Origin of the sequence: Micromonospora sp. GCM10011541, assembly GCF_042650725.1 — a bacterium.
Taxonomy (GTDB): domain Bacteria; phylum Actinomycetota; class Actinomycetes; order Mycobacteriales; family Micromonosporaceae; genus Micromonospora; species Micromonospora sicca.
The window spans coordinates 1-24,983 of record NZ_JBHSBP010000030.1; the positions used below are offsets into that span (position 1 = coordinate 1).

The window sequence follows — 24,983 nt, forward strand, 5'->3', positions numbered from 1 at the left end:
GATCCACCAGGAGAACTACGGCGTCTACGGGGCCCGCAAGATCTGGCACGAGCTGCACCGCCGTGGTGTTCGGGTGGCCCGGTGCACCGTCGAGCGGCTGATGCGTGAGTCCGGGCTGCGTGGGCTGCTGCGCGACAAGTCACCGCGCACGACCCGGCCGGCGGCCGAGACCAGCCGCCCTGCTGACCTGGTCAAACGGGACTTCACCGCAGCCGGCCCGAACCAGCTGTGGGTCGCCGACCTGACCTACGTGCGCACCAGCGTGGGCTGGGTGTACGCCGCGTTCGTCCTCGACGTGTACTCCCGCATGATCGTCGGCTGGCAGGTGTCCACGTCGCTCTACACCGACCTGGCTCTCGACGCGTTGAAGATGGCGATCTGGCGCCGCGAGAATCAAGGCGCTGACCTGGGCGGACTCGTTCATCATTCCGACCGGGGAGTCCAGTATCTTGCGATTCGCTACAGCCAGCGGCTGGCCGAGGCTGGCGCCGTCGCCTCCGTCGGGTCCAAGGGCGACTCGTACGACAATGCGATGGCCGAGGCGTTCAACTCCCTGTACAAGGCCGAACTCGTGCGCAACAAGGGCCCGTGGCGCGGACTCGACGACCTGGAGATGGCCACCGTCGAATACATCGACTGGTACAACAACCGCCGCTTGCACGGCGAGCTCGGGCACATCCCACCCGCCGAACACGAGGCACTACACGCGATGACCCAGCCGGTCACCGCACCCCTGAAAACCAGCTAACCAACTCTCCACCAAACCCGGGGCTTGACAGCCTCTTCGCTCACGACACCCGTTTGTTGTCGAAGAGTGGGTGCTGACAATCAACGGGGAGCGGCTGACCACCCTTTCCATTGACGACGTGAACTACTTCGAGAACCGGTTCTACTTGGTCCCAGGCGGCCAGGACGTCTACGTCAACAGCACCCTGGCCGTGCGCCGGAGGCACACCCTGGACACCGGCCTCCACGAGGACCTGACCATCCTCAACAACGATCGGCAACCTGTCGACCTGACCCTCCGGGTCGAGGCGGACGCCGACTTCGCGGACCTCTTCGAGGTCAAGGACGCGACGAGGAAGCAGGGCCGGCACTACCGGCGAGTCGACGACGGGCGACTGGTGCTCGGCTACGAACGGGAGCGCTTCCGACGGGAAACCATCATCTCCGCCTCGGCGCCAGCGGAATTGGACGATGACGGCTTGACGCTCAAGGTTCACATCGAACCCCACAGTCGATGGTCTGCCCGACTCAGCGCCCTGCCGGACCTTCCGATGCCGAGAGGTCTGGAGCGGCTCACGATCCCAGGGCGAGCGGCGCGAACGGGCCGGGACAAGCACCGCGATCTCCTGGAATGGCTGGACCAGGCACCGCGTCTGGAGTCCGACTGGGAGCCACTGCGCAGCACGTACCGGCAGAGCCTCATCGACCTGGCCGCGCTGCGCTTCAGCCCGTTCCTGGCCGACGACAAGAGCGTGCCAGCCGCAGGACTGCCCTGGTTCATGAGCCTGTTCGGTCGGGACAGCATCTTCACCAGCCTCCAGGCGTTGCCGTTCGCACCCGAACTCGCCGCCACCACCCTGAGAGTGCTCGCGTTCCGGCAGGGCAGCCGGGTCGACGACTTCCGGGAGGAGGAACCCGGCCGGATCCTGCACGAGATGCGGTACGGCGAGATGAGCATCTTCGAGGAGACCCCACACACTCCGTACTTCGGCAGCGCAGACTCCACTCCCCTGTTCCTCGTGCTACTGGATGAGTACGAGCTGTGGACCGGCGACGCCGACCTCGTGCGCTCGGTCGAGCAGGAAGCACGTGCCGCGATCGACTGGATCAACGACTACGCCGACCTGACCGGCAACGGCTACATCTCCTACGAGCGGCGCAACACGAAGAACGGCCTGGAGAACCAGTGCTGGAAGGACTCCTGGGACAGCATCTCGTACCGCGACGACCGGCTGCCGGCCTTTCCCCGTGCCACCTGTGAGCTGCAGGGGTATGCGTACGACGCGAAGATGCGCACGGCCCGGCTGGCTCGCATGTTCTGGAACGATCCGGCGTACGCCGACCGGCTGGAGCGGGAGGCCGCCGACCTCAAGCAGCGCTTCAACCGGGACTTCTGGATCGCCGACGGCGGGTACATGGCGCTCGCCCTCGACGGCGACGGCCGCCAGGTGGACGCCATGTCGTCGAACATGGGCCACCTGCTGTGGAGCGGCATCCTCGAGGTGCAGAAGGCCGCGGCCGTGGTGCGTCATCTCATGTCGCCCGCCCTGTTCAGCGGTTGGGGCGTGCGCACGTTGGCCGACAGCGAGGCCCGCTACAACCCGATCGGGTATCACGTGGGAACCATTTGGCCGTTCGACAACTCGTTCATCGCCTGGGGACTGCGGCGCTACGGGTATCCCGACGAGGCGGCCCGGATCGCGGCCGGAATCCTGGACGCCGCGGCCTTTTACGACGGCCGGCTGCCCGAGGCGTTCGCCGGGACCGCCCGCGCCGAGACCAGATATCCCGTCAACTACCCCACGGCGTGCAGCCCCCAGGCATGGTCCGCTGGCGCCCCGCTCCTGCTGCTGAGAACGATGCTCGGACTCCGGTCGGTCGGCGATGATCTGGTGATCAGACCTGCCCTTCCCGCTAATCTCGACTTCGTGGCGCTGCTGGACATACCCGGCCGGTGGGGGCGTCTGGACGCCTACGGCAGAGGGCCGGCCGCCAATGGCCGACGCGGGTACCAGCCGGCGCCGCAACAGCTCTCCGGCCCGTGACGGGAGGGTCAATGCAGGAGATCGACCGGGCGCGCACCGCCGTCCTGGGCGTCCATTGGCAGCACGAGGTCGTCAGCCCCGACGGGATATTCGGCCCGTTCTTCGCTGGGCAGGTCACCCGGCACCGGGTCGCGACGCACGCGGCTCGGGTCGCCGATGTGGTGCGGTCCAGCGGTGGCCTCGTCGTCTACACGCGCGTCGCCCACCGACCCGGCTACCCGGACCTCATCCCCAACACCCCCGCCTTCGCGATGATCCGCCAGCAGCAGGCCTTCCTCGAAGGCACCCCGAAGACCCGGATCATCGAGGAAGTCATGCCGCAGGCGGGCGACGTCGTCATCACTCACGTCCGGCTCACCGGCTTCTTCGGCACCGAGCTGGACACGATCCTGCGCGCCCGGGGCATTGACACAATCCTTTTCACGGGTGTGGCCACCAACCTCTCCGTCACCGGCACTGCCTACGAGGCGGTCAACCACGGGTACCGCATCGTGATCGTCTCCGACGCCTGCATGGCTGCGACCGACGACGCGCACCAGGCGAGCCTGGCAACGCTGGGGCAACTCGGCCAGGTGGCCACCACCGACGAGGTCGTCCGCAGCCTGATGGGCTGACCCGGCTACCTAACGAAGCCCGAACGGCCCGGGCGCCGCCTCGCGGCCGGCGGCGCAGCGGCCCGCAAGGGAAGGGGAAATTCTTCCTGTAGAGACGCATCTATGACGGGCCGAACGTGTGGGTCCTTCCGTCTGGACGGCTCGTCGATCTTTTCCTCGATGGGCCGTCCGGGGTTCGGCGGCGACTTACGCCGAGGCGGCATGGCGTCCCGAGTGCAGAATTTTCGACCGAAGGGGCCGATGCTGAACTCCCACAGAGTGCCCACGCGAGCGCGGGTAGGGAACGTGCCCCGCCCGCCACCCACCGAGACTCAGCGCACCAACCGGTGGTGGGCCTATGCGCTAGTCAGCCGCGGATCAGGGCGACGACGCGGGCGAGTTCGTCAGGGGTGACGCGGGCGTCGAGGAGGGCGAGGCTGGTGCCGGCCGGCTGTTGTTGACTGGCCAGCGGGGCGGCGGTGTGCGGGTGGTCGATTCGACGATCATGGAGCCTCCGGCAGCGTCAGGGTCACTGTTGCGGATCGGCAGGGAGAGACCGGACGGGACAGCGGGAGGTGGGAGGCCGGCCGTCCCGCCCAGCTGAACGGACAGCCAGCGTGCCGTAGCCGTCCTTTCTGGACGGCGCCTGGTGGTGGGCTGCTGTACAGGCTGATGTCGCAGGGAAGTCAGGTCACGGGCCGCTCAACCGCCGCGAGGGTGCCGCATGTCCTTATGCGTTTGGCATTGGTGGCCGACCGTCGCAGCTGATCGTCGCGGTGACGGTCACCCAGGCGATCCGTTGGTCGTTGAAGTCGACCTCGGGGTGCGCGACCATGACTGCGCTGGCGGTGATCTGCCTCTTGTCTGGGCTGGTCTTCGTCATGAGGGAGGCTTTATCGGAGTAGTTCGCGTCCGGGTGACTTGCGATGGCCTTGTGCGTGTTGCCCCGTTCGTCCTTGAACGTCAGGACCAGCCTGCGCCCAGTAACGCGGGCGGGATCGAAAGGATTGGTATGGTCCTCCACCACCTGTATGGCCAGTCCACCATCGCCTGCGGTTGGACGGTCATCGAGTAGGTGAGTGCCGGCCGACCAGTACAAGGCGTGGTCGTACCACTGGCACTGCACGCGATGATCCATCACGTCCCATCTGACGTCGCCATTCCACCCGTCCCGAATCCGCACACGAGCAGACCCGCCGTAGACGACTCCATCGGGGGCAGGGCGATTGGACCTTGGCCGCGGCTCGGGCAAGGGCGGGAGTCGGGGCAAGGCCGGCTCGGCCTTCGAGGGACCGTTCCATCTGAGCTGAGTTGCCGGCGACGGGACCGCCGCTTTCGTGGTTTGGGGTGGAGTGCGGTGCGGTGCCCGCGTGGCGATTGTCGGAGTGGAGCTAGCCGGGTTCTTTGCTCCGGCGTCGTCCGCGATGTCCGAGGAGCAACCGGCTGTGGAAGCGATGATCAGGCTGACCGACGTCGCAAGCATCCGTTGCCGCATGGCTTTCCATTCAATGCGCGGAGCCGCTGTTCGCGACCAGCCCGTGGACACCCATCCTAATCGATCGCCAGTTGACGCGTGACCGCGGCGGCAGCAGGCGCGGCAGCCTGCGACACGGCGGAGCTGCCGAGGACCCACAGCGTCGGTCTGCGCGGCAGCCCGAGGCAACGGACGAATCCCTGCCACTCGTCGAGCTGACGGTTCGCCTGCCTAGGTCAGACCCGCTACCGCCCGGGCTGTTCGGCCAGAACCCTGCAGTTGTTGCCCGCTGCCGCGAGTAGGGCGCCCGCGGTGTCTAGCCGGCCGACCGCGCGGTGGGTGGTGGCGAGGGTTTTCCACTGGAGGGGGTCAACGGTCAGCACCGCCGCGGCGGGATGGTTGACCAGGAGGTCGAGCCGGTCGGTGTCGGTGACTGATCGGGCTGCTTCGGCCAGGCACATCACGGGTAGCCCGAAGAGGCAGCCCTCGTCGGCGACCTTGGCGATCGCTTCGCCCACGGCGGTCGAGCCCTCGGTGAACGCGAGGATGGCGGATGTGTCGAGGATGAGCCGGATCGGAAGGTCGTTCAGGGCGGGGGTGGGCTGGTCTGGTTGTGCGGGTGGGGTGGATGAACGGTCGCGGCGCCGGCGCTGCTTTGGGGTGCGCCACATGGGGTAGGTGGTGGTGCCGTCGGGGAGAGTGAATGGTTCGAGGGGGACGTAGCCGTGCCGTGCGTAGAGGTCTCGGTCGGCGAGGGTTGCCGCCTCCGTGTAGGTGGGCAGCAGGGCCTGGCCCATTCGGGCGTTGCTGGTGGCGAGCAGGGTGCTGGCACGTCTGACCCGGTACGGCTTTGGTGCGACGGTGAAGAACGCCAGGTGGTTGTGGGGGCCGTTGGGTCGGTGCGTGTGCAGAACGTCGTCGAGGTGCAGGAATCGGTCCACGTACTCGCCGCAGGCGACAGCGAGCCGCTCGCCGTACCCGGTTGGTGGTGAGAGGGGGCCGTAGCGGTGCAGCCACACGGCGGCGGCGGAATGATCCTGCAGGAGGTAGGCCTCGCCGAACAGCAGCGCGTGTTCGGTCCAGACGCGGAGGACGGCGCTGAGGATGTCCCGTCGGCGGTGTTCGTCGGGTACGAGCCATGCGCCGATCGTGCTGTCGGCGAAGGGGCCGACGACAAGATCGACGATGTGGGGGATGTCGTGCCAATGGGCGCGGCAGACGGGCAGGTTGTTGATCACGCGGTTCTCCGGGTAGCAGATGCGGCTGGTCAGCGATGGCGTTGTCGCCGGGCTGCGCAGAGTTCGGGGGACGTTATGACGCCCGGCGGCAGAGGCGGCTTCTTCTTCACACGAACCGTGCGGATGAAGCCAGGGAGGTACGGGCAGAAGCGGTTCCCGCGGGACTGTGTAGGCGGGACCGGACCCCAGGTGGCAGCGGCGATGACGGCGCCTGTGTGGGGCGAATGGTCGTCGCGGCTGTCCCGGCTCGGGCGAGGATGGCCGGGGTTGCTCAGGCGGGTCTGGTGTCTGGTTGACCGGAGCGGCTCGCGAGCTTCTCGCATCCGGTGACGTAACCGCCGACAGTCTGCAGGTCCGGGGACGAGGAGGGCGGCGAAGCGTCAGCCGGGATTCCTGTCCCGCCGGCAGCAGAGCCGTGGCCGGCACCGCTGGCGGGAACGCCCCCAGTCAACCCGAGGGCGTGGGTCAGGTCGCCTGCCCGCGGCGCCTGACTTGTCCCGATCGCCTTCAGGGACCGGGGGTCAAGGTTTGCTGTCACGGACGTCCGCGCCCGCGCCGGGGCTGCCGGCTGGACCGCGGCCATCGGTGGTACGGGGCGGGCGATCGTGGTGGGCGTCGCGGCCGGCGGCGCCTCATCCGTCGACGGCGGCGCGTCGACGGCGGGGCCGGTGGGAGGCATCGCAGGCGCGGCGGGTGAGCCGATGATCGGCTGGGCCAGGCCGAGCACCGGCGCCAGAGCGGGCGGTAGAACGTCAACGATCGGCTCGGTCACTGGCCGGACGACCGTGCCGACCGGTTCCAGCAGGCCTGTCCCGGCGATCTTCTCCACAACGGGCGACGCCAGGCCCACGATCGGACGCGTCGCCGAGGCGACTGCCTCGACGACCGTTTCGGCGTCGGCGGCTGCCGTCGGGTCCACCACTTGGCCTACGGCAAGTTGCACACCTGCCGACCGCTGACCCGCCGGCATTCGCACCGGCAGGTCCAGGCCCGCCAGCTGGCCCCGGCTTGCGACCGTTACCTCACCGCCGACGCGGCCTGCCGCGCTCTCCATCGCGGGGCCGGTGAGCGAGAAGGGCTCACAGCCCAGGGAGCTGCCGAGAAGGGTTCCGCCGGCGCTGAGCCGGTCGCCGAGGGTGCAAGAGGCAGCGGGTCCGGCCGCCAGAGCAGCGTCATCCGCAACCGCCTCATGAAAGCCCCAAAGGCCGACCACGCCTCCGATCAGGAGAGCGCCACGCAGCGTCCACCGAGCCAGCCGGCCTGGACACCGCAACAACAGGCACCTCCGACGGGAACGCCTTCGTTCACTCCAACGCCCTGCGATTGTGCCCGCAGTGACCGTCCAGGCGCTCTCCGACACACCGTGTGGAATCGACGCCACCGCCCAGCCCCGACCACGCGCGCGCCGAGGCGGCCGTCAGTCGCGCTGCAGGCCTGAGCCCGGGCGAGGCGTTCCTCGTCGCGGTGAAGCGGATGGGCAGCCTCGACGAGCTGTCGCGCGAGTTCGCCCGGGAGCATTCGGAAGGATTGTGGAAGCAGTTGGTGCTGACCGGCGACCCTGACAGCCCGGCGGCGGATACGCACTCACGGCGGGACATGTGGGCGATGGTCCTCTGCGGGGCGAGCGCGGCGGTGTCCATCAAGGTGCCGGAGCTGTTCGGGTTGAGGTTGGCGGACGACGGCGCGTTCTACGCGCGGAACTTTACCCTGTTCGCCCTGCCCTGGCTGGCGGTCTTCCTGGCCTGGCGCCGACAGGCCCGACGCCCGCTGATCGGGACACTGGTGGCGCTGTTTGGGCTCGGCGCGGTGGCGGCCAACGCCTACCACCTGGCCGACGCCGCGGTAGCGCAGTTTGCGGCAGCGACCTTTCGGTCCGATCAGCCAGGCGATGGAGCGTTCGACCATGGGCCGGTGTTGGCGGTAGGTCTCACGCAGGTTGGGGTTGATGGTCCAGTCGCGGCGGGCCTGCCGGAGCAGGGCGTCGTGTTTGTGTAGCCGCACGGTCCGGCCGTCTTTGGCGCTGGTGCATCGTTGACGTAGCGGGCAGGCGCGGCAGGCGGTGCCGAAGGTGGCGGTGCGTGCCGGGGTCAGGGTCCGGGTGACCCCGTTTGGGCGAGTGACGGTGGCGGCGGCCTCGTCGACGGTGAAGTCGTCCAGGGTGAACCCGCCAGGCACGGCGGGGCGCAGCGGCGGCGGTTTGATGATCGCGGTATGTCCCGCCTGGTTGAGGGCGGCGCGGGTTTGGCCAGTGCTGTAGGCCGAGTCACCCCCAACACCTCCAGGTCGCCTGGTTCGGTGTCCTCGTCCAGCAGCGCCAGGCCGAGGACGGCTTCGTGGTTGTCCTCGCCGGCTGCCTCGGTGACCTCCCCGGCGGTGAACAACCCGGTGTCCGGCTCGACCGCGACGTGGGCCTTGTAGCCGTCCTGACGGTGATGCACGGTCTTGTGCACGTGCCGCGCCTGCGGATCGACCACACTGATCACCCGCTCCGGCGCGACCCGACGGGCGATACGCCACCTGCCGTCGGTGCCGTCGGAGCCTTCGGCCGGCTCAACGTCCTGCCCGGCTACCAACGCCAGCCACGCCAACGCGCGGGCGGCCGGCTCGTCGAGATCCGCTCCGCGCAGCGCATCGACCACAGTGTTCGCGTCGTTGACCAGAGCCGACACGAGCGCGTCGCGCGCGGAGCTCCTAGCCTGAACCGGCAGCCGCCGAAGAGGTGCTGTCGTGGCAGATGGTCTGGGCATCGCTCGTCAGCCTTTCAACGCATTCATAGATGGGCATGCGGCGTCGGCCTAATATCGGGATCAACGAACGAGGTGGATGACGCCGCGCGGAGTGGACCAAGCGGGATGACCGGTCGTGGGGTGGCCGGCGACGGGACTCCGGGGTCACGTCGTGCCGGTGGGCAGTGCCTCCACCTGGAACCGGTTGGTCAGGGCCGGCAATATCCGATCTAGCGCCTCGACTGTGCCCTGCCGGTCGCCACCGGCGTCGTGCAGGAGCAGGATCGAGCCAGCCTGCACGCTGGCCATCACCGTCGCGGCAATTCGCTCGGCGCCGGGTGCGCGCCAGTCGGACGGGTCCGCGCTCCAGTGCAGCGGGATCATCCCTAGTTCCTGGGCCAGGGACACCAGGGAGGTGGTCCAGGCGCCCCCGGGTTGGCGGTAGTAGGCGACCGTCGCATGGGGGACGGCTGCTCGGATCGCGTCGTTGGTGCGCAGCAAGTCGGCTCGGATGGCGTCCGGTGAGCGCCGGCCGAGGGTGACGTCGTGGTTCCAGCTGTGGTTGCACAGGGTGTGTCCGTCGGCCACGATTGCCTGGACCAGGTCCGGGTGCTTCTGGGCGTTCTCGCCGACCACGCAGAAGGTGGCCGTGACATGGTGCTCCCTGAGGATCGTGAGCACCTGCGAGGTGTAGCGCGGGTCCGGCCCGTCGTCAAAGGTCAGGGCGACCCGGGAGGTGCCGGTGGTGGTGCGGGCGCCGAAGGGGCCGCCACTGCTGTACTCTCGCGACGGCCCGGACTGCCCGTCTTGGCCTGCTTCATCCGGTCCTATGCTGCGCTCACTCCCGTTTGTCTCTCCCGACGGCTTCCGAGACGTGGTGACCGGGGGCTGATCGGCGTATTGAGGGGAGTCCGTGTTGGTCGTGCTGCCGCGGCCCTCGCGGCTCCATCCGTCCGGCACCACCGCGTGACCGAGCGCGTAGGACGAACCGAGCACTCCGGCCACCACCGCGATGACGATTCCGGCGGCCGCGCCGGAAGAACCCGTTGCCATCAATGCTTCCCATCGGCAGACCAGCGGGTGAAGCCTGGCGGCACTACTTTGTTTACTGCACGCACGTCGCTCCCCTCTCCGACTACTTAATATCACGACGAATCGGACAAGTAGGGTGAAAGCGGGCAACCTGTTCGGGGAGGGAGGACCAAGGCCAGAGTCTGGTGTTTGTGCGCACCGCTATGGGCGGTTCGGATCAGCTTCGCCGAGAGCCCGAGCAAGCAGGCGGTGGACTGCCCGAGCTGACGTCGGGGGGCACAGCTCGGAAGTGGCCGAAGAGCCGCTGACATCCGTCAACGTGTCAGATAGATTACTCGGTGTGGTCACTGGGAGTGCGGACGGCTCGGCTACCCCGGCACGCCGGTCGGATCTGGTAAGCGTGCATGACGAGGTCAGTGACGCCTGGATGCTTGCCGTGGCCGACACCGCAAAGGATCACCGCGGTGAGCAGTTGCATGTGTGGCTGACCACGCAGGCCATGCTGACAGGCGCCGACATGTCCGCAACGGGCCCTGGCCTGGCTGGCGCCGATGATGCCGAATTAGAGTCGACGGTGGCCGTCGCCTGGTTCGAGCCGGCAGCTGCCGCACTGGCGCAGACCCTGAACGGGGCGCAGTGTGAAGCGCATGTCGAGTCGGCGGTCCTGCTGGGCCTGCCCCGGTGGCAAGCGCTGACGCCGCCGATCGAGGTAGCTACCTGGTTTGTGCGGCCGCATCCGATGGGCCTGGCCCTGCACGATCCGACCGGGCAGGTCTTTGCCCGAGGTGTGGTGGAGGTACCGGCGACGTGGACGACGGCCGCGATCGCGCGTGGTTGGGCCGTCGCTGTCTACGGAGTCAGTGGGCAGGGTTCCAGACCGCAATCTGAGCCACCCGCCAGTCCACCGCACGTCCAGCGCCTTTCTTGCGCCTGCCAACGCGGATCTGTTGCCGCAGCGTGGGTTCCGCTGCGCGGCTAAGGGACTGTCCTGACTAGCACCCACAGGAGCATACCGACCACAACCAGGAGCAGCCCTTCCTGCTCACCACCAAGCTGCAGGGGCGTGGGGTGCTGGAGCAGTTTCTCCTGAACCTGTCCACGCCGCATGTTGGGTGGTGGCTGCCGGATGCCCTAACTGTGCGAAAAGTTGGGTCGCGGTCGGCCGGTACTGCCGTCATCCAGGAGTCGGGGCCGTGTCCGCGGCGGGCGGTGAGCAGGTTGACGAACTCGCGAACCCCGTCGGCCAGGGAAGACAGATCTGTTGTGTAAGGGCCTGACCTCTCGGTCCTTGAGGGCTGGCCACCGGCACCCGCGCCGACACGGCCCGCGTCCCTGGTCGGCCCCTGCGGTCGGCTCCCACCGCCGGTGCCCGGACCCCCGCCGATTTGCGGGCCGCCCGGGTCTGCGGCCGGCACAGGAGGAGCACCATCAGGGTGACCACTCCGGCAACGGATTCCGGGGACATGCCAAGCTGGTTGTTCGCCGGGACGTACGCGATGAAGATCCAGAGCTGTGCGAAGAGCAGTAGAGGTAGGGCCCGCCGCGAGAAGGCCGCCTCCAGCCATACCCGGGCGAAGAGCCAACCGACCAGGGCCATAAAGAGGGCGGCGCCGGGAAAGGTGAGGTCGGAGGCCAGCCACGGGTAGGCTGTCGCCCAGTACAGCTCGGCCGACCAGCCGGTCATGCTCTCCGTCCGCTCGGGATAGCTCGTGTTGGTCAACGCGTCGGCGCCCAACCGTTCCTCGGCGAGGGCCGCCGCGGCGGGGGCGCTGCCGAGGCCGCGGGACCACTCGAACGGCGCCTGGAGGTTGTACGCCAGGCCCAGGTAGCCGTGAGTCGGATAGAAAACCAGGGCAGCCAGGCCGTCGGCCACCCGGGGACCGGCCAGGCTTGCTACCGCCGGGCTCGGTTTGACGAGGTCGCTTGTGCCGAACTCGCTGGTGCGCGCCGCTTGGCTGAAGACCATGTAGGCGGTGAAGGCGGCGGCGATTGCGGCGCCGACGGTGAGCGCTGTGCGGCGACGGGAGCGCGCGCGTCGCTGCGGCGCGGCTGCGAGGACGAGCAGGCCTGCCGCCAGCATGACCGCGACGTCGCCGAGGCCCTTGAGGGTGCCGATGTAGAGGTAGTAGGTCACGTTGAGGATCAGGCCGAGCAGGCCGGCCGCACGTGCCAGCCAGGGGAGGTGGCGCCAGTAGACGACCAGGAGTGGTGCCAGTGTGGTGCCGCAGACGCCGAGCAGTGCCAGGAGTGACAGGATCGGGTTGCCCTGCCCGACTCCCTGGTCATATGCCTGCAGCTTGTGCAGGTACGCCGCTGCGGGATCCTGGACGCTCGACCAGACGTTGCCCGGCCCGGTCGCCCCGAGCGTAGCCAGCCGGATGATGCTCAGCACGGTGTAGTAGCCGGCTCCCACGAGTACCAGGTGCCGGATCCGGGCGGCCCGGGTCGGCGTGACGGCCGTCGGCTGTCCTCCGGGGACGCGCAGGACGCGGGCGGCGTAGCCGAGGGCGAACAGGCCCGTCGCGCTAAGCACGAAGGCGCACAGCCGGCCCGGGTTGGGTACCTGTTGCCCTAGACCACCGAGCCAGAAGGCGCCGAAGGTGCCGAGCATCCAGGACAGCGCCAGGATCAGCGGCAACCACGCCTTCAGCCGTGCGGACTTCCGTTGCTGCGGCACCGCGTGGCTAGCGTCGTGCCGGGCAGGCCAGCTCGATGATTCAGGACTTGTTCCGGGACAACCGGACGTGCCCTGGTCGGCGTGGTCCGCCCGTGGGTGCGGCCGCATGTCCGAAATGCGTTCCGCTTCTACGACTGTCACCTTCAGTACCTTCCGGTTGGCCTTGCGACCCTTGCCAGACCAGCCCACCGGCTGCGCGAGGGGTGTGATACGGCAGCGCGCCGCCGGTCCGACGTATGGCCTGGCCCGTAGCGGCTCCGGTCCGCTGCAGCTCCACCGAGCCCCTGCGAGGATTCTACCGTAATTTCATGGTTTGCGGCCGTTTGCCACTTTTGTCCGGTTGCATCGGGTAGATCTTTGGTGAGCAACAGTCCCCGCCGTCGACGGCCGGGCAACCACCTACGGGAGGATCCCGATGACACTTCTGGAAACCGACGCCCGGGTCCTGATCACGGGCGGAACCGGCTCGTTCGGCCACACCATGGTCCGCAGGCTCCTTGACCGGGGGGTGGGCGAAGTACGGGTCCTCAGCCGGGACGAGGCCAAGCAGGACGCGATGCGCCACACGATCAACGACGAGCGGGTGCGCTACCAGGTCGGCGACATCCGGGACTTCGAGACGGTGCTGCGGGCAACGCGAAACGTGGATCACATCTTCCATGCCGCCGCGCTCAAGCAGGTCCCGGCCTGCGAGTTCTTCCCCGTGGAGGCAATTCGCACCAACGTGCTCGGCAGCGCCAACGTGGTCGAGGCGGCCGAGCGTAACGCCGTCCGCTCCGTCGTCTTGCTCAGCACCGACAAGGCCGTCCAGCCGGTCAACGCGATGGGCATGACCAAAGCGGTGATGGAGAAGCTCGCCCAGGCCCACGCCCGCACCCACGACAGCGCGACGACGGTGTCCTGCGTGCGGTACGGCAATGTCATGTACTCCCGCGGCTCGGTCATTCCCTTGTTCGTGGAGCAGATCAAGGCAGGGCGGGCACCGACCGTGACCGATCCGGACATGACGCGCTTCCTGATGTCGCTGGCGGACTCGGTACGGCTAGTGGAGCACGCGTTCCGGCACGCTCGGGCTGGCGATGTCTTCATCCACAAGGCCAGCGCGTGCACAGTGGGGGACCTGGCCATGGCTGTCTGCCAGTTGTTCGACGTGCCCGAGAAGCTCGACGTTGTCGGCACGCGCCTTGGGGAGAAGCTGCACGAATGCCTCGCTAGCGCGGAGGAGGTCGCGCGGGCCGACGACTTCGGCGACTTCATCAGGGTGCCGGTGGATGCCCGAGGGCTGCAGTACTCGCCGTGCGGTGCCGAGACCGCGGGCACGGCCGGCACCTCGGATTTGACTTCGGCGCACGCACCGCGACTCGACGTACCGCGCATCAGGGACCTGCTGCTCGGCCTTCCCGAGATCCGGGCCGAGCTGGCCCTCCGCGAACCGGTTCTGGTGCCATGAACATCGTCCTGACCGGCGCCGGCGGATTCCTCGGGTGGCACGTCCGGGTCCTGCTTCGTGCGATCGGTTGGCCCGAGCCGGTGGTGCTGACCCAAGCCGACCTGACCCGCCCGGCGGACGCTGCCGACCGGGTCGGCGGCGCGGACCTGCTCCTGCACCTCGGGGGCGTCAACCGGGGGAGCCCGGCCGAGCTGGCCGCCGGCAACCTGGGATCGGCGGCGGCGCTCGTCCAGGTCCTGCGACGGTGCCCTGTTCCGCCGAAGCGGGTCGTGTTCGCCAACTCGGTGCAGGCCGGCAACGGCACGCCTTACGGAGACACCAAGGCCGCCGCTGCCGCCGCCCTGGCCGCCGCTGCGGACGTGGGCTACGACTTCGACGACGTCCTGCTGCCGAACCTGTACGGCGAACACGGCCGCCCCTTCTACAACTCGGTGGTCGCCACCTTCTGCCGGGTGCTCGCCGATGGCGGCAGGCCGGAGGTGGCCGGTGACCGGCAGCTGGACCTCGTGCACGTCCAGGACGCTGCCGCCCGGCTCATCGGCGCGCCGCCCGGGCATGCCTGGGACCCGAGCATGCCGCCGGTCCGGATCGACGTGGCGCTGCTCGCGGCATGGTTGACCGACTTCGCGACCACCTACCGGTCCGGGGAGATCCCGGCACTGTCCGACAGGCACGCGGTACGGCTGTTCAACACCTACCGGTCGCACTGCTTCCCCAGCCACTTCCCGCTGCCGCTAACCCGCCGCAGCGACGTGCGGGGAACGTTGGTGGAGACCATGAAGGTGCACGGCGGCGGCGGCCAGACTTTCGCCTCGACTACCCGACCAGGAAACAGCCGCGGCGATCATTTCCACCTGGCGAAGGTCGAGCGCTTCGCGGTCCTCCGCGGCACTGCCGAGATCCGTCTCCGGCGGGTCGGACACCGCGAGGTCGTCCGCTTTCCGGTCAGTGGGGACGACCCGGTGGTGGTGGACATGCCGACGATGTGGGCACACGAGATCACCAACACCGGCACGGAAGAACTGCTCACGCTCTTCTGGGCCAACGAACTCTTCGACCCAGCACGTCCGGACACCTATCCCGAGCCTGTGGCCCAGCCATCGCTCCCGGCCGCGGAGACGCCGGCATGAGGATCGGCCTTGTTAGTCAGTGGTACCCACCGGAGCCGATCTTCATCCCCGGCGAACTCGCCCGCGCGCTCTCCGAACGTGGCCACGAGGTACGGGTGCTGACCAGCTTCCCGAACTATCCTGGCGGACAGCTCTACCCCAGCTGGCAGCAGCGCTGGCGGGACACCACGACCACCGGGAACCTCACGGTGCGGCGGGTACCGCATCGCCCCAGCCACGGAAGCTCGGCGACCGGCCGAATGATCAGCTACCTGTCGTTCGCAGCGACGAGCACCCTGGCCGCGCTGCGCTACCTGGCACATGTCGACGTGCTGTACGTCTACCACCCACCGGCCACCACATTCGCCCCGGCGGCAGTGCTGCGCCGGCTCAACCGGATCCCGGTGCTGCTGCACGTACAGGACGTGTGGCCGGAGTCGGTGACGGCATCCGGGTTGGCGCCGACCGGCACCGCTGGCCGGTTCCTGACCACCGCGCTGAACGCGACCATGCGACGCCTCTACCGGGACGCCTCGGCGATTGCGGTCATCGCCCCGTCGATGCAACAGCTCGTGGTTGAACGGGGAGCCGAACCTGACCGGGTCCGGACGGTGCTCAACTGGACCGACGAGACGCTGTTCCGACCGGTACGGCCGACACCGCAGGCGCGCGCGGCGATCGGTTACCGCGGCCGCTGCACCGTCATGTTCGCCGGCAACATGGGCCAGTTCCAGCACCTGGAGACGGCGATCCGGGCCGCGGCCGCCATCGAAGACCGTATGGATCTCGTGCTGGTCGGATCCGGAGTCGACCAGGAGAACGCCCGCCGCCTCGCCGCCACCCTCGGCGCCAGCAACGTCCGGTTCCTGGACCGACGCCCTCCGGACCAAATGGCCGAACTGTACGCCGCCGCGGACTGCCAGCTCGTCTGCCTCCGCGACCTGCCCGCGTTGCGCGCAACCGTCCCGTCCAAGCTACAGGCCGCGCTGGCCTGCGGATCGCCCGTCGTGGTGTCCGCCGCCGGCGACGTCGCCCGGCTGGTCGAGGCTGCCGGGGCCGGGCTCACCTGCCCGCCTGAGGACTGGCCGGCGCTCGCCGACCGGTTCACGCGGATCGCGGCGTGGTCCCCCGCCCAGCGGGTGGCCGCCGGTGCCCGGGCGCGGCGCTTCTACCAAAAGCGAATGGCGCTGCGCGTGGGCGTCGACCAGATCGAGGACATGCTCACCAAAATCGCTAAACAGGAGGTCGGAACATGACCCGGGTGATGACTGTAGTAGGCACTCGGCCGGAGATCATTCGCCTCTCGCGGGTGATGAGCCAGCTGGACCGAACCGTCGATCACGTACTCGTTCACACCGGGCAGAACTGGGACCCGACGCTCTCCGAGGTCTTCTTCGCCGAGCTCCGGCTGCGTGAGCCCGACCGGTTCCTGCGGGTCGACACCTCCTCGGTAGCCAGGGTGTTCGCCGGCGTACTGACCGGCGTCGAGCAGGCGATCAACGAGCTGCGTCCCGACGCGCTGCTCGTGCTCGGCGACACGAACAGCTGCATCGCTGCCCTGATCGCTCGGCGGATGCGCGTACCCGTGTACCACATGGAGGCGGGCAACCGGTGCTTCGACCTCAACGTGCCCGAAGAAACCAATCGCCGGTTGGTGGACCACGTCGCCGACTTCAACCTGGTCTACACCGAGCACGCCCGGCGCAACCTGCTCGCCGAGGGTCTGCACCCCCGCCGCATTCTGCACACCGGTTCACCGATGCGGGAGGTGCTCGACCACTACCGCGACGACATCCGAAGATCACGGATTCTCGAGCAGCTCGAACTGGCCCCGAAGGGGTACTTCGTGGTCAGCGCGCACCGCGAGGAGAACGTCGACAAGCCCGCGCGGCTGAAGCGGCTACTCGACTGCCTGCGCGCGGTCCGGGACGAGTGGCAGTTACCGGTGCTGGTATCCACCCATCCGCGTACCCGGAAGCGGCTCGAGGCTCTAACGGTGGATGCCACCACATTGGACGGGATCGCGTTTCACGAGCCGTTCGGTTTGTTCGACTACGTCCAGCTCCAACGGCACGCGCGCTGCACGCTGTCGGACAGCGGCACGATCAGCGAGGAGAGCGCCATCCTCACCTTCCCGGCGGTGACCCTTCGGGAGTCGATCGAACGTCCGGAGGCGCTGGACGCCGGCGGGATCATCATGACCGGCCTGGAGCCGCAGGGGGTGCTTGAGGCGGTCCGGGTGGCGGTCGCCCAGTTCTCCGTTGACGGTGTGCCGTGTCCGTCCGACTACCAGGTGCCGGACACGTCCCGCCGGGTTGTCGACTACATCCTGTCCACGGTCCGGCGCCACCACGACTGGGCAGCAATCCGGCGCTGAGAATGTCGTCCGTCCACCATCGGCCAACACATCGAACCCTACAGCGAGGTGACCAGGTGAGAATTCTTTCACCCGCTCGATTCAACCGCTGGACCCGAGCGGGAGCACTGATCGCGGTCCTCGCGTTTCTGCTGACGGGCGTCGGCGTCGGGGGCTGGCTTTACCTGCGGTCCATCGACAGGAGTGTCAAGAGAGTAGACACCTTCGAACAGATTCCCCCCGACCAGCGGCCGGTCCGGGCCGCGGACTCCGCTCTCAACTTCCTCGTCGTCGGCACGGACGAGGCCGATCCGGGAGGCGCGCGGCCGCGAACGGACACCATCATCCTGGTCCACGTTCCGCACAGCCGAGACCGGGCGCAACTCGTCTCGATTCCCCGCGACACCTGGGTGACCGTGCCGGCCTCACCGGGCGGTGACCAGCCAAGGCCGGCGAAGATCAACGCCGCGTACGCCTGGGGCGGCACACCGCTGCTCGTGCGTACCGTCGAGAGCGTCACCGGCGTCCGGATCGACCACGTCGTCATCGTCGACTTCGCCGGATTCGGCCGTGTCATCGATGCTCTCGGAGGCGTGGACGTCCCGGTTGACGCCCCGTTCACCTCGTTCAACGCCAATGGCGCGGTGTTCCAGCCCGGCACCCACCGGATGACCAGCGCGGTGGCCCTCGAGTACGCGCGCGAGCGCCACCAGTTCGCCGACGGTGACTTCAGTCGGGTCCGGCACCAGCAAGCGATCCTCGCGGCGGTGCTACAAGAGGCCACTCGCAAGGGTGTCCTGACCGATCCGGCCCGCCTCAACAGCTTTCTCCGCGCCATCGCGGGCGCCGTGCAGGTCGACGAGAACCTCTCCATCACCGACACCGTCTGGGGCCTCCGACAGATCGGGGCCGACAGCCTCGTCATGCTGACCAGCCCTTCGGCCGGAACCGGCATGGTCGGTGACCAGAGCGTCGTCCTGCCCGACCGGGCAGCGGCCGCCCGGCTCTACCAGGCGATCAGTACCGACACCATGGACCGGTGGTTGGAGGAAAACCCTCGCTGACGCCCGCCGGCGGACCCGAACCTCGGTACGCCTTCCCCCCCCCCGCCAGCGAAGCCCGACGGCCGTTCAGCGACGCAGGCCGTCGAAGAAGGCGCCGAGGGTGGCGGCGTAGGCGCGATAGTCGAACGACTTCAGCGCGCGTTCCCGGGCCGCCACGCGCATCAGAGCCCGTTCACCGGCGCTGAGCCCAGCCGCCCGCCGGATCACCTCCGTCAGGCTTTCCACCGAGTCGTCGGGACAGACCAGCCCTTCAACGCGGTGGTGGAGGTACTGCCCCATGTCGCTGGTCAGGTTGGCGAGAACGGGCACACCGTTGGCGAGACTCTCGCAGAACTTCGTGGAGAACCCCGCGTTCGAAGCGCGCTCGGGTCGACGAAGCAGCACGCTGAAGTCGGCTCGTTGCAGCGCGAGTGGGACCTCGCGCTGCGCCAACCGCCCCATCGCCCGTACGTTGTCGGGCAGCCGTCCGCCGACCATGGCGCGTACCTCGTCCACGGAGGGACCGAGAACCCGCAGCTCGACCGGCGCCTCGACGCTGTGCGCCCGCTCCACCGCGGCGACCACGTCGGCGAGCAGATCCTTGTTGTTCCTACCCGGGTTCCCCGCGTACACGAGGGTGAGGCCGGACCCCTGCTGTGTCCCGGGCGCGGTGAGGGGAAGGTTCCGCACGTCCAGAGTCGGAGGAACCCGGACCACGGCGCCAACCCGCGCCGCGTAGTACGTCGCAAGCCACGTGCTGATGGCGACGACCCCGTCGCACCGTGGGTAGTGGTACTGCAGCGCCAGCTTCATGCTCACGTGCAGCGGGCCGAAGGTCCCGCCCCGGACGTACCGCCCGTTGTACCAGTCCACGACATCGATCACCAGCGGCACCCGATGACGCTCGCACCATCGCCTCAGGTGGAAGGCGTACTGCGCCTGCCCCCCATGGACCAGCACGTGCGACGGCCTTGTCGGCTGCTCGTCCAGCCAGCGCACCGTGCGTCGTCCCCAGGTGATGAGCATCCGTACGGACGCGTCGATCAGACCCGCTCCGGCCGCCGGTGCCTCACCGAGGCCGACGTGGGACACCGATCCCGGCCCCTCGACCCCGGGCAGTACGGTGGGAGTCCGCGGCTCCGGATCACCACTGGCCACCACCACGTGCTGGCCGGCGGCCGCCAGGGATCCGACGAGGCCGAACACCCGCCGAGAACCCGGCTCCCCCCATGGGAAGAGGAACGGGCCGACGCAGGCTATCCACTCCCCGGATCGTCTCATGACCGGCCCCCTGCGCCGACCTGCCGCCGTTCGCCCTGCTCCGCGGCCTTACGAAGAACGTCCGCGAAGCGCGCCGCCACTCGTTCCCTGCGGTGGTGACGCTCCGCGTGAGTCCGACCGTTACGGCCGAACTCATGCCAGGAGGACGTGTCGAGGCACAGCTTCCACAGCTGCTCGGTCACCAGGTCGGGGTCCTGCACACCGACAACGACCCCGGCTCGGGCCGAACGGATGTACGCCATCGAGGCGAGCTCGGCCGGACCGTGACCAAAGATCGGCCTGCCGGCGGCAAGGTACTGGGGAATCTTCGTCGAAACCGAGTAGCGCGTGTACCGGCGGGTGTCCTCCGCGAAGCTCTCGACGTGCACCAGAATGTCCGCAGCGGCCAGAGCATCGGACACCTCGTGGCTGGCGAGCGACCGTCCAAAGTGCACCTGTGGGTGCCCGGCGAAGGCCCTCCGGTAGCGTTCGACGTCCTCGGCAGGGCAGTGCATGGTCAGCCGGACCGGGTTAGCAGCCGCGCTGATGGCCTCAGCGCTGGCCGCGATGTTCAGCAAGGACCGCCAGCGGTCCAGGTGAAGCGCCCCGACGTAGACCAGGTTCGTCACCGGACGGTCCCGGCCGACTGGCTGCGGCTGCGGGGTTGCGAAGAAGTCAGCATCCACCGAGTTCGCGAAGATCTCGAAGGGAATGCCGTACCGCCGCTGGTACTCCTCGGCCATAGGCTCGCTGATCGCCATGCCGGCGGGTGCGAGTCTGATCAGCTTCCGGACCGCCGACCGCAACGCCCTCTCGGCTATGCCGCCCAGTTCACCGTGGGGGTACAGCATCGCCGGCCAGTCGTCGGTGAAGTGCGGTACGAGTGGCACCCCGCAGACCTCGGCCGCACGGAAGGCCAGCCTGGTCAACCGGACGCTGCCGAGCATCGAGTAGACCACGTCGGGTTGGTAGTCCCGCAACCAGCGCACCACTCGAGGCGGGACGTGCAGCGGGCTGAGGTCGGCCAGGGCGACGAGGTGCGCGTAGACGGCCGCGACTGCGCGACGTCTGTCGGCGGCCTCGCGGACGGCGGCGATCGCCGGGATGCCCTGCAACGGTGTGCTGCCGTTCCAGCCGAGCATCCGCAGGGCGTAATACTGCGGCGGCAGGTAGTGCTCCCGCGGCGGGAAGTGCAGGAATTTCTCGCATACCTCCGTCGACGGCTCGGTGCTGGCCGTGTAGACCTGCGCGAGTCGGTCCTTCGGCCAGCCATGGAAGAGGTTGGACAGGGTTATCGTCGTGCCGGTGGAGCGGTCAAAGGGCATGTGCCCCACCACCAGCACCCTGGGCACAACGTCATGTTGGGATTCCATCGCACATCACCTCTCGACTGTCCTCGGGCGCACACCGAGTGCCAGCGCCCGGCGGTAACCATGGATCGCCGCCGGGACGACCGTCAGCACGTAGCAGGCCGTTGCGACGTACGGCACCGCCGTGATGCCGAACCAGCGCGTCCCATACCACTTGCCAACCACGGACAACGCGAGGTAGGCCGCGTATCCGACCAACTGCGGACGGACCACCCCGGCCGCGTTCTGCACCATGAACACCGGCGACGTGGCCGCCAGCGTCAGCCACCACACCGCCATGCCCAGTAGGAGCCAACGGTCCCCGAACGGCACTGACAGCCAGGTGACGAAGAGCTGTTCACCCCAGGCCACCAGGACCACCGCCGGCAGCAGGACGACGGCCGTGGAGACCACAGTCATCCGGCGCGCGATACGCCGCACCCAAACCACCCGCCCGCCGGCGAGAGCCTCGCCGTGCGCCGGCCAAAACGGCTGGTTGACCAACACCACGACGACGCCGAGCTGGGTGAACAGCTTGGCCGGGACGGCGTACGCCGTGACGTCAGCCAGCCCCCTCGTGTGCGCGATGATCAGACTGTCTGCGTTGTCGGCGAGCGTCATCAGAATCGTGACGACGCCAAACAGGCCACTGATCCGCAGCAGCTCCCGGCCGGTGGGCGGATCGAGGGCACCCCACCTCGGCGTGAGGTCGGGCAGATCCCTGGCGAAGGTCCAGCCGGTGTTGACGATGTTGGTGAGCACCGGGCCGGCGACGGCGGCGGCGACCACCGCGCGGGCGGGTAGTCCGGCATGCACTGCCCCGAATGCCAGCGGTAACGACATGGCCACCCCGGCCGCCTGCCAGATATTGCTCCTCGCCCCCATCCCGTACGCGTACTGGACGCGGCTCACCAGGGACAAGGGCATGTTCAGCAAGAACGCAGTCAGACCTATCAGCGTCACCGCCCGGGCATCGGCGGGCGACACCGAATCTGGCGCATTGAATATGGTCCGCCATTGGACAAGGCCGGAGATGAGCCACAGCAGCGCGCAACCCGCCACGGCGATCCCCGACACCATGGCGTACGCGCTGGAGACGTAACGACGGGCCAGGCGCGAGTCGCCGCTGGCATGACAAGGCGCCAGCCTGGTGAGCAGGCCATTGCCCAGTCCCAGGTCGGCGAAGGCGGCCATGCCGGTCAGGGCTATCACGGCCATCCACAGCCCGTAGAGATCGGGTCCGAGGTACGACAGCGTTACCGGTACCAGCATCAACGGCACGACGGCGCTGACCGCCCGCGCCACGACTGCGCTGGCGATCCAGGGAGCGAGTCGGCTGGTGCCGAGCCCAACCGGTTCGCGCCAGCCGGGCCGGGTGCTCTGGGGCTCGTGTATTCCGATCGGAGGCGTCCCGGATGGCGCGGAGCTCTCTACGAGCCCACCCGCCAACGGATCAGCCAGATGGTGGTCCGACCGGGAGGAGGTGCGACCGGCGGTCACCGGGGCGCGTCCGCGGCCGGTACGGGCCCGGCGCCGGGGGCTCCGGTACGTGCGGGCACCGGGGGGTAGGGCCGCACCCCCGGCGTCTGATCCATGTCTCGCCCCCACCCCGTCGAGTCAACACGAGGCCCAACGGAGCACTAGGGCATAAGTTACGCATATCGGACTGCAACCCTTCGCAGCGCCGGCCAAGGTGCACTACAGAGGCGGCCGCATGTCCTGTCGATCGGCCTGCCGGCCCGCAAGGCGCGCCCGCAAGCTCCAAGAAGCATCGGGCGTAGTTGACGGCGGCTGCTGCTGATGTGTTGGGTATCGGCGCATCAGGGGATCCCTTGGTGCTCGGATGGTGATCGGACGTCGGTGGACCGGCGCGGACGCGCCACTCCCTCGGCCGAACTTCAGCCTCTTCCACGACGATCTGAATCCATTGCTGTTAATAATGTATCGCCCGGACCTGCTGGGATCCGCCGAGATGGAGTCGGACCGAGTGGAACCGAAGTGGGGTGTTCGAGTCGACGTCGTATCGCATAGACAATCATCTGTCTACGGATCAGAAGGTTAGGGGTTCGAGTCCCTTCCGGCGCACAAGATCAAGAGGCGTCTGGCCTGCCAAAAGGCGGTCAGGCGTCTCTTGTCGTTCCGTGCCCATGGACGCACTGGTGCTCGAATGGTGCTCGTACGACGAGGCTGTCCTACGTCCCGGCCTGTCCGTCTCCGTCGGTGTAGGCACGGCCGGGTTCGATGAACGACGCGATCGTGCGATGTGGGTAGGCGAGGGGGAGCCGTCCGCTTGCGGCGGTATGGCATGCGGTGCGCGACCCGACCGTCGCCGCCCTGGTCGCCTACGGGCTCGCGCTGGGTTTAGCGCTTCACGGCTTCGGCGCTCAAGCTGTGGCTCAGGCGCCGACACACGGATTAGGAAACCGATGCCCTATCCCCTGAGCTACGAGGGCGCGAGGGCCCAACCTACCTGCCAGCGCATACCGACGAGTGCCCAGGAGTACCCACCCGTGCCAACCGGTGTTTCGCCGCCGGTGCTCCGACCGGCGGAGCACACACCGAGCATGCGATCATCGCCCGCGGACGTTGCTGCCCACCGCCTTCCGGCACGGACCACGGGTGTCCACCCGTGTCCACGCCTCACCGAGCGATTTCCGAGCATCCGCCCCCCTCGCTAGGCCCTCGTGGAGCAGCGCGATCGCGGCGTCTCTGGTCGCACTGACACAGATCGTTGTCGCGTCCGGTCAGCACGGGCAGGATCTCGTCAGCCTGCCAGTCGCCGGCGGTGACCTTCGGCGGTGTTGGCGAAGTCGCGTTCATCGGTGGTGCGGTGGCGCCGGTAGAACCATTCGGGCACCCGGGCTGCATCGAGGCGGGTGCGGAAGATGCCGTCCTGGATGTCCCGGGCGGTCTCACGTAGTCGTCGCCGGTGGTCGTCTTGGATGGGACCAGGTTGTGCGGCGTGTAGTTCGGACTGGACCAGCCTGGATAGTCGCTCGCGTTCGGTGGCGACCCGGCGCTGGCCTGCCCAGATCTCGTGGGCGAGCTGAAAGGCGGCTAAGGACGGGATGAAGAAGCTGAGCAGCGTTTGGAGGATGGTCGTGCTGGTGAGAAGCCCGGCGAGAAAGCCGATGACTGCCCAGAGGATCGCCGCGGTCACCACCCAGTTGCTGTAGCTGCGGCGCAGCCGGGCGTCCCTGCCGGAAGCCGAGGTGAGGGCGATTATTGGCATCAGCAAAGACGAACGGCCTCGGCATCCCGTCTGCGGCTAGGGACGGCACGTAGTAGGCGCCGCCGAGATGGCCGCGGCGCTGCGGGGCGCGGCCTCCGCCGCGGACGGCCCGCGCGCCCGGGTCACCGCCCTCGCCCGCGCCTACCTCGACTTCGCCGCACGCAACCCGGCGGTCTACGACGCCATGTTCGAGCTCGACGGCGGCCTGGCGTTCGCGAAGGCGGACACTCCAGAACCTCTGAAGGACGCCTTCGCCGCCCTGCTGGAGAGCCTCGGAGAGGTCGCCGGCGACGGCGTCCACCCGGGGCTGTTCACCGAGGTGTTCTGGGCGGCCCTGCACGGGCTGGCGACCCTGACCCGGGCGGGACGGCTGCCGCCGGAGGACACCGAGCGGAGGACGGAGCTGCTGGTGGACCGACTCGCCATGCTCTGACGCACCGTCCCGGCGGGCACACAGCCGGCGTCCTCGGGCCCCGCTGCCTGCCTGCGGCATCGCTTCCGGTCAGTCCGCGCCCACACGGCGCAGCCGCAGATCGCCGGGCCCCGTACCCCCGACTGGGCACCCGCCCCGGAAGCTGCGGTGCTCATTGATCACGACCCGATACGCGCCCTAGGCCGTGTGTCGAAGTCGGCGTGGCGAGGAGATTCCGGCGCGTCGGTGATCGATAAGTAG

At 68.5% G+C, this 24,983-nt stretch carries 18 protein-coding genes and 2 pseudogenes; 10 read left to right on the top strand and 10 right to left on the bottom strand.

Going from position 1 to position 24,983, the window contains the following annotated elements:
* The 3 genes and pseudogenes from ACFOYX_RS12560 to ACFOYX_RS12570 all read left to right on the top strand — a co-directional run.
* Positions 1-748, top strand: a 748-nt coding sequence (locus ACFOYX_RS12560; protein WP_377533993.1) for an IS3 family transposase, incomplete at its 5' end; no start/stop codon positions are given.
* A gap of 32 nt (positions 749-780) precedes the next feature.
* Positions 781-2,771 (top strand): annotated as a pseudogene (locus ACFOYX_RS12565) (glycogen debranching N-terminal domain-containing protein); the annotation flags it as partial.
* A gap of 11 nt (positions 2,772-2,782) precedes the next feature.
* Positions 2,783-3,385, top strand: a complete 603-nt coding sequence (locus ACFOYX_RS12570; protein ID WP_109805464.1) for a cysteine hydrolase family protein — start codon at positions 2,783-2,785, stop codon at positions 3,383-3,385.
* A gap of 709 nt (positions 3,386-4,094) precedes the next feature.
* Here the strand turns inward: ACFOYX_RS12570 and ACFOYX_RS12575 are convergent.
* The 5 genes and pseudogenes from ACFOYX_RS12575 to ACFOYX_RS12595 all read right to left on the bottom strand — a co-directional run bounded on the left by ACFOYX_RS12575 (position 4,095) and on the right by ACFOYX_RS12595 (position 9,855).
* On the bottom strand, positions 4,095-4,502 hold the full coding sequence (locus tag ACFOYX_RS12575; protein ID WP_146231281.1) for a hypothetical protein: 408 nt from the start codon (positions 4,500-4,502) through the stop codon (positions 4,095-4,097).
* Between the two features lie 581 nt (positions 4,503-5,083).
* On the bottom strand, positions 5,084-6,076 hold the full coding sequence (locus tag ACFOYX_RS12580) for a hypothetical protein (RefSeq protein WP_322443662.1): 993 nt from the start codon (positions 6,074-6,076) through the stop codon (positions 5,084-5,086).
* 271 nt (positions 6,077-6,347) lie between these two features.
* A complete protein-coding gene (locus tag ACFOYX_RS12585; RefSeq protein WP_322443661.1) occupies positions 6,348-7,130 on the bottom strand; it encodes a hypothetical protein in 783 nt (260 codons plus the stop codon).
* A gap of 746 nt (positions 7,131-7,876) precedes the next feature.
* Positions 7,877-8,760, bottom strand: a pseudogene (locus ACFOYX_RS12590) (transposase); the annotation flags it as partial.
* Between the two features lie 207 nt (positions 8,761-8,967).
* Positions 8,968-9,855 carry a polysaccharide deacetylase family protein gene (locus ACFOYX_RS12595; protein WP_322443665.1) on the bottom strand — a complete coding sequence of 296 codons (888 nt, stop codon included), beginning with the start codon at positions 9,853-9,855 and terminating at the stop codon, positions 8,968-8,970.
* A gap of 268 nt (positions 9,856-10,123) precedes the next feature.
* Here ACFOYX_RS12595 and ACFOYX_RS12600 point away from each other — a divergent pair, with 268 nt between their 5' ends.
* On the top strand, positions 10,124-10,813 hold the full coding sequence (locus ACFOYX_RS12600) for a hypothetical protein (protein ID WP_322443660.1): 690 nt from the start codon (positions 10,124-10,126) through the stop codon (positions 10,811-10,813).
* A gap of 195 nt (positions 10,814-11,008) precedes the next feature.
* Here ACFOYX_RS12600 and ACFOYX_RS12605 read toward each other — a convergent pair whose 3' ends face one another.
* Entirely contained in the window at positions 11,009-12,511 is a 1,503-nt protein-coding gene (locus ACFOYX_RS12605) for a hypothetical protein (protein ID WP_322443659.1), read from the bottom strand.
* Positions 12,512-12,926: 415 nt separating this feature from the next.
* Here ACFOYX_RS12605 and ACFOYX_RS12610 point away from each other — a divergent pair, with 415 nt between their 5' ends.
* From ACFOYX_RS12610 to ACFOYX_RS12630, 5 genes are read left to right on the top strand one after another with little or no spacing between them, the layout of a single operon-like run.
* The gene (locus ACFOYX_RS12610; RefSeq protein WP_322443658.1) at positions 12,927-13,961 is read left to right on the top strand and encodes a polysaccharide biosynthesis protein; all 1,035 of its coding nucleotides are present in this window, start codon (positions 12,927-12,929) and stop codon (positions 13,959-13,961) included.
* Positions 13,958-15,091, top strand: a complete 1,134-nt coding sequence (locus ACFOYX_RS12615) for an NAD-dependent epimerase/dehydratase family protein (RefSeq protein ID WP_238453216.1) — start codon at positions 13,958-13,960, stop codon at positions 15,089-15,091. Before ACFOYX_RS12610 ends, ACFOYX_RS12615 begins: the two co-directional genes overlap by 4 nt.
* Positions 15,088-16,326 carry a glycosyltransferase family 4 protein gene (locus tag ACFOYX_RS12620; RefSeq protein WP_322443657.1) on the top strand — a complete coding sequence of 413 codons (1,239 nt, stop codon included), beginning with the start codon at positions 15,088-15,090 and terminating at the stop codon, positions 16,324-16,326. The genes ACFOYX_RS12615 and ACFOYX_RS12620 overlap by 4 nt, the downstream gene beginning before the upstream one ends.
* Before the next feature lie 8 nt (positions 16,327-16,334).
* A complete protein-coding gene (wecB, locus tag ACFOYX_RS12625) occupies positions 16,335-17,447 on the top strand; it encodes a non-hydrolyzing UDP-N-acetylglucosamine 2-epimerase (RefSeq protein WP_255420229.1) in 1,113 nt (370 codons plus the stop codon).
* 2 nt (positions 17,448-17,449) lie between these two features.
* Positions 17,450-18,490: an LCP family protein gene (locus ACFOYX_RS12630; RefSeq protein WP_322443656.1), complete on the top strand. Its 1,041-nt coding sequence runs from the start codon at positions 17,450-17,452 to the stop codon at positions 18,488-18,490.
* 66 nt (positions 18,491-18,556) lie between these two features.
* On the opposite strand, the gene ACFOYX_RS12635 is transcribed toward ACFOYX_RS12630, so the two are convergent.
* The 4 genes from ACFOYX_RS12635 to ACFOYX_RS12650 form a co-directional block, all read right to left on the bottom strand.
* Positions 18,557-19,675: a glycosyltransferase family 4 protein gene (locus ACFOYX_RS12635; RefSeq protein WP_322443655.1), complete on the bottom strand. Its 1,119-nt coding sequence runs from the start codon at positions 19,673-19,675 to the stop codon at positions 18,557-18,559.
* Between the two features lie 71 nt (positions 19,676-19,746).
* Positions 19,747-21,081 carry a glycosyltransferase gene (locus ACFOYX_RS12640; RefSeq protein WP_377533994.1) on the bottom strand — a complete coding sequence of 445 codons (1,335 nt, stop codon included), beginning with the start codon at positions 21,079-21,081 and terminating at the stop codon, positions 19,747-19,749.
* Positions 21,082-21,108: 27 nt separating this feature from the next.
* Entirely contained in the window at positions 21,109-22,383 is a 1,275-nt protein-coding gene (locus ACFOYX_RS12645) for an oligosaccharide flippase family protein (protein ID WP_322443653.1), read from the bottom strand.
* Between the two features lie 1,459 nt (positions 22,384-23,842).
* The gene (locus ACFOYX_RS12650) at positions 23,843-24,310 is read right to left on the bottom strand and encodes an S-4TM family putative pore-forming effector (protein ID WP_322443652.1); all 468 of its coding nucleotides are present in this window, start codon (positions 24,308-24,310) and stop codon (positions 23,843-23,845) included.
* A 67-nt stretch (positions 24,311-24,377) separates the two neighbouring features.
* Here ACFOYX_RS12650 and ACFOYX_RS12655 point away from each other — a divergent pair, with 67 nt between their 5' ends.
* Positions 24,378-24,743, top strand: coding sequence for a TetR-like C-terminal domain-containing protein (locus tag ACFOYX_RS12655; RefSeq protein WP_322443651.1), 366 nt, complete (start codon positions 24,378-24,380; stop codon positions 24,741-24,743).
* The last annotated feature ends 240 nt before the right edge of the window (positions 24,744-24,983 follow it).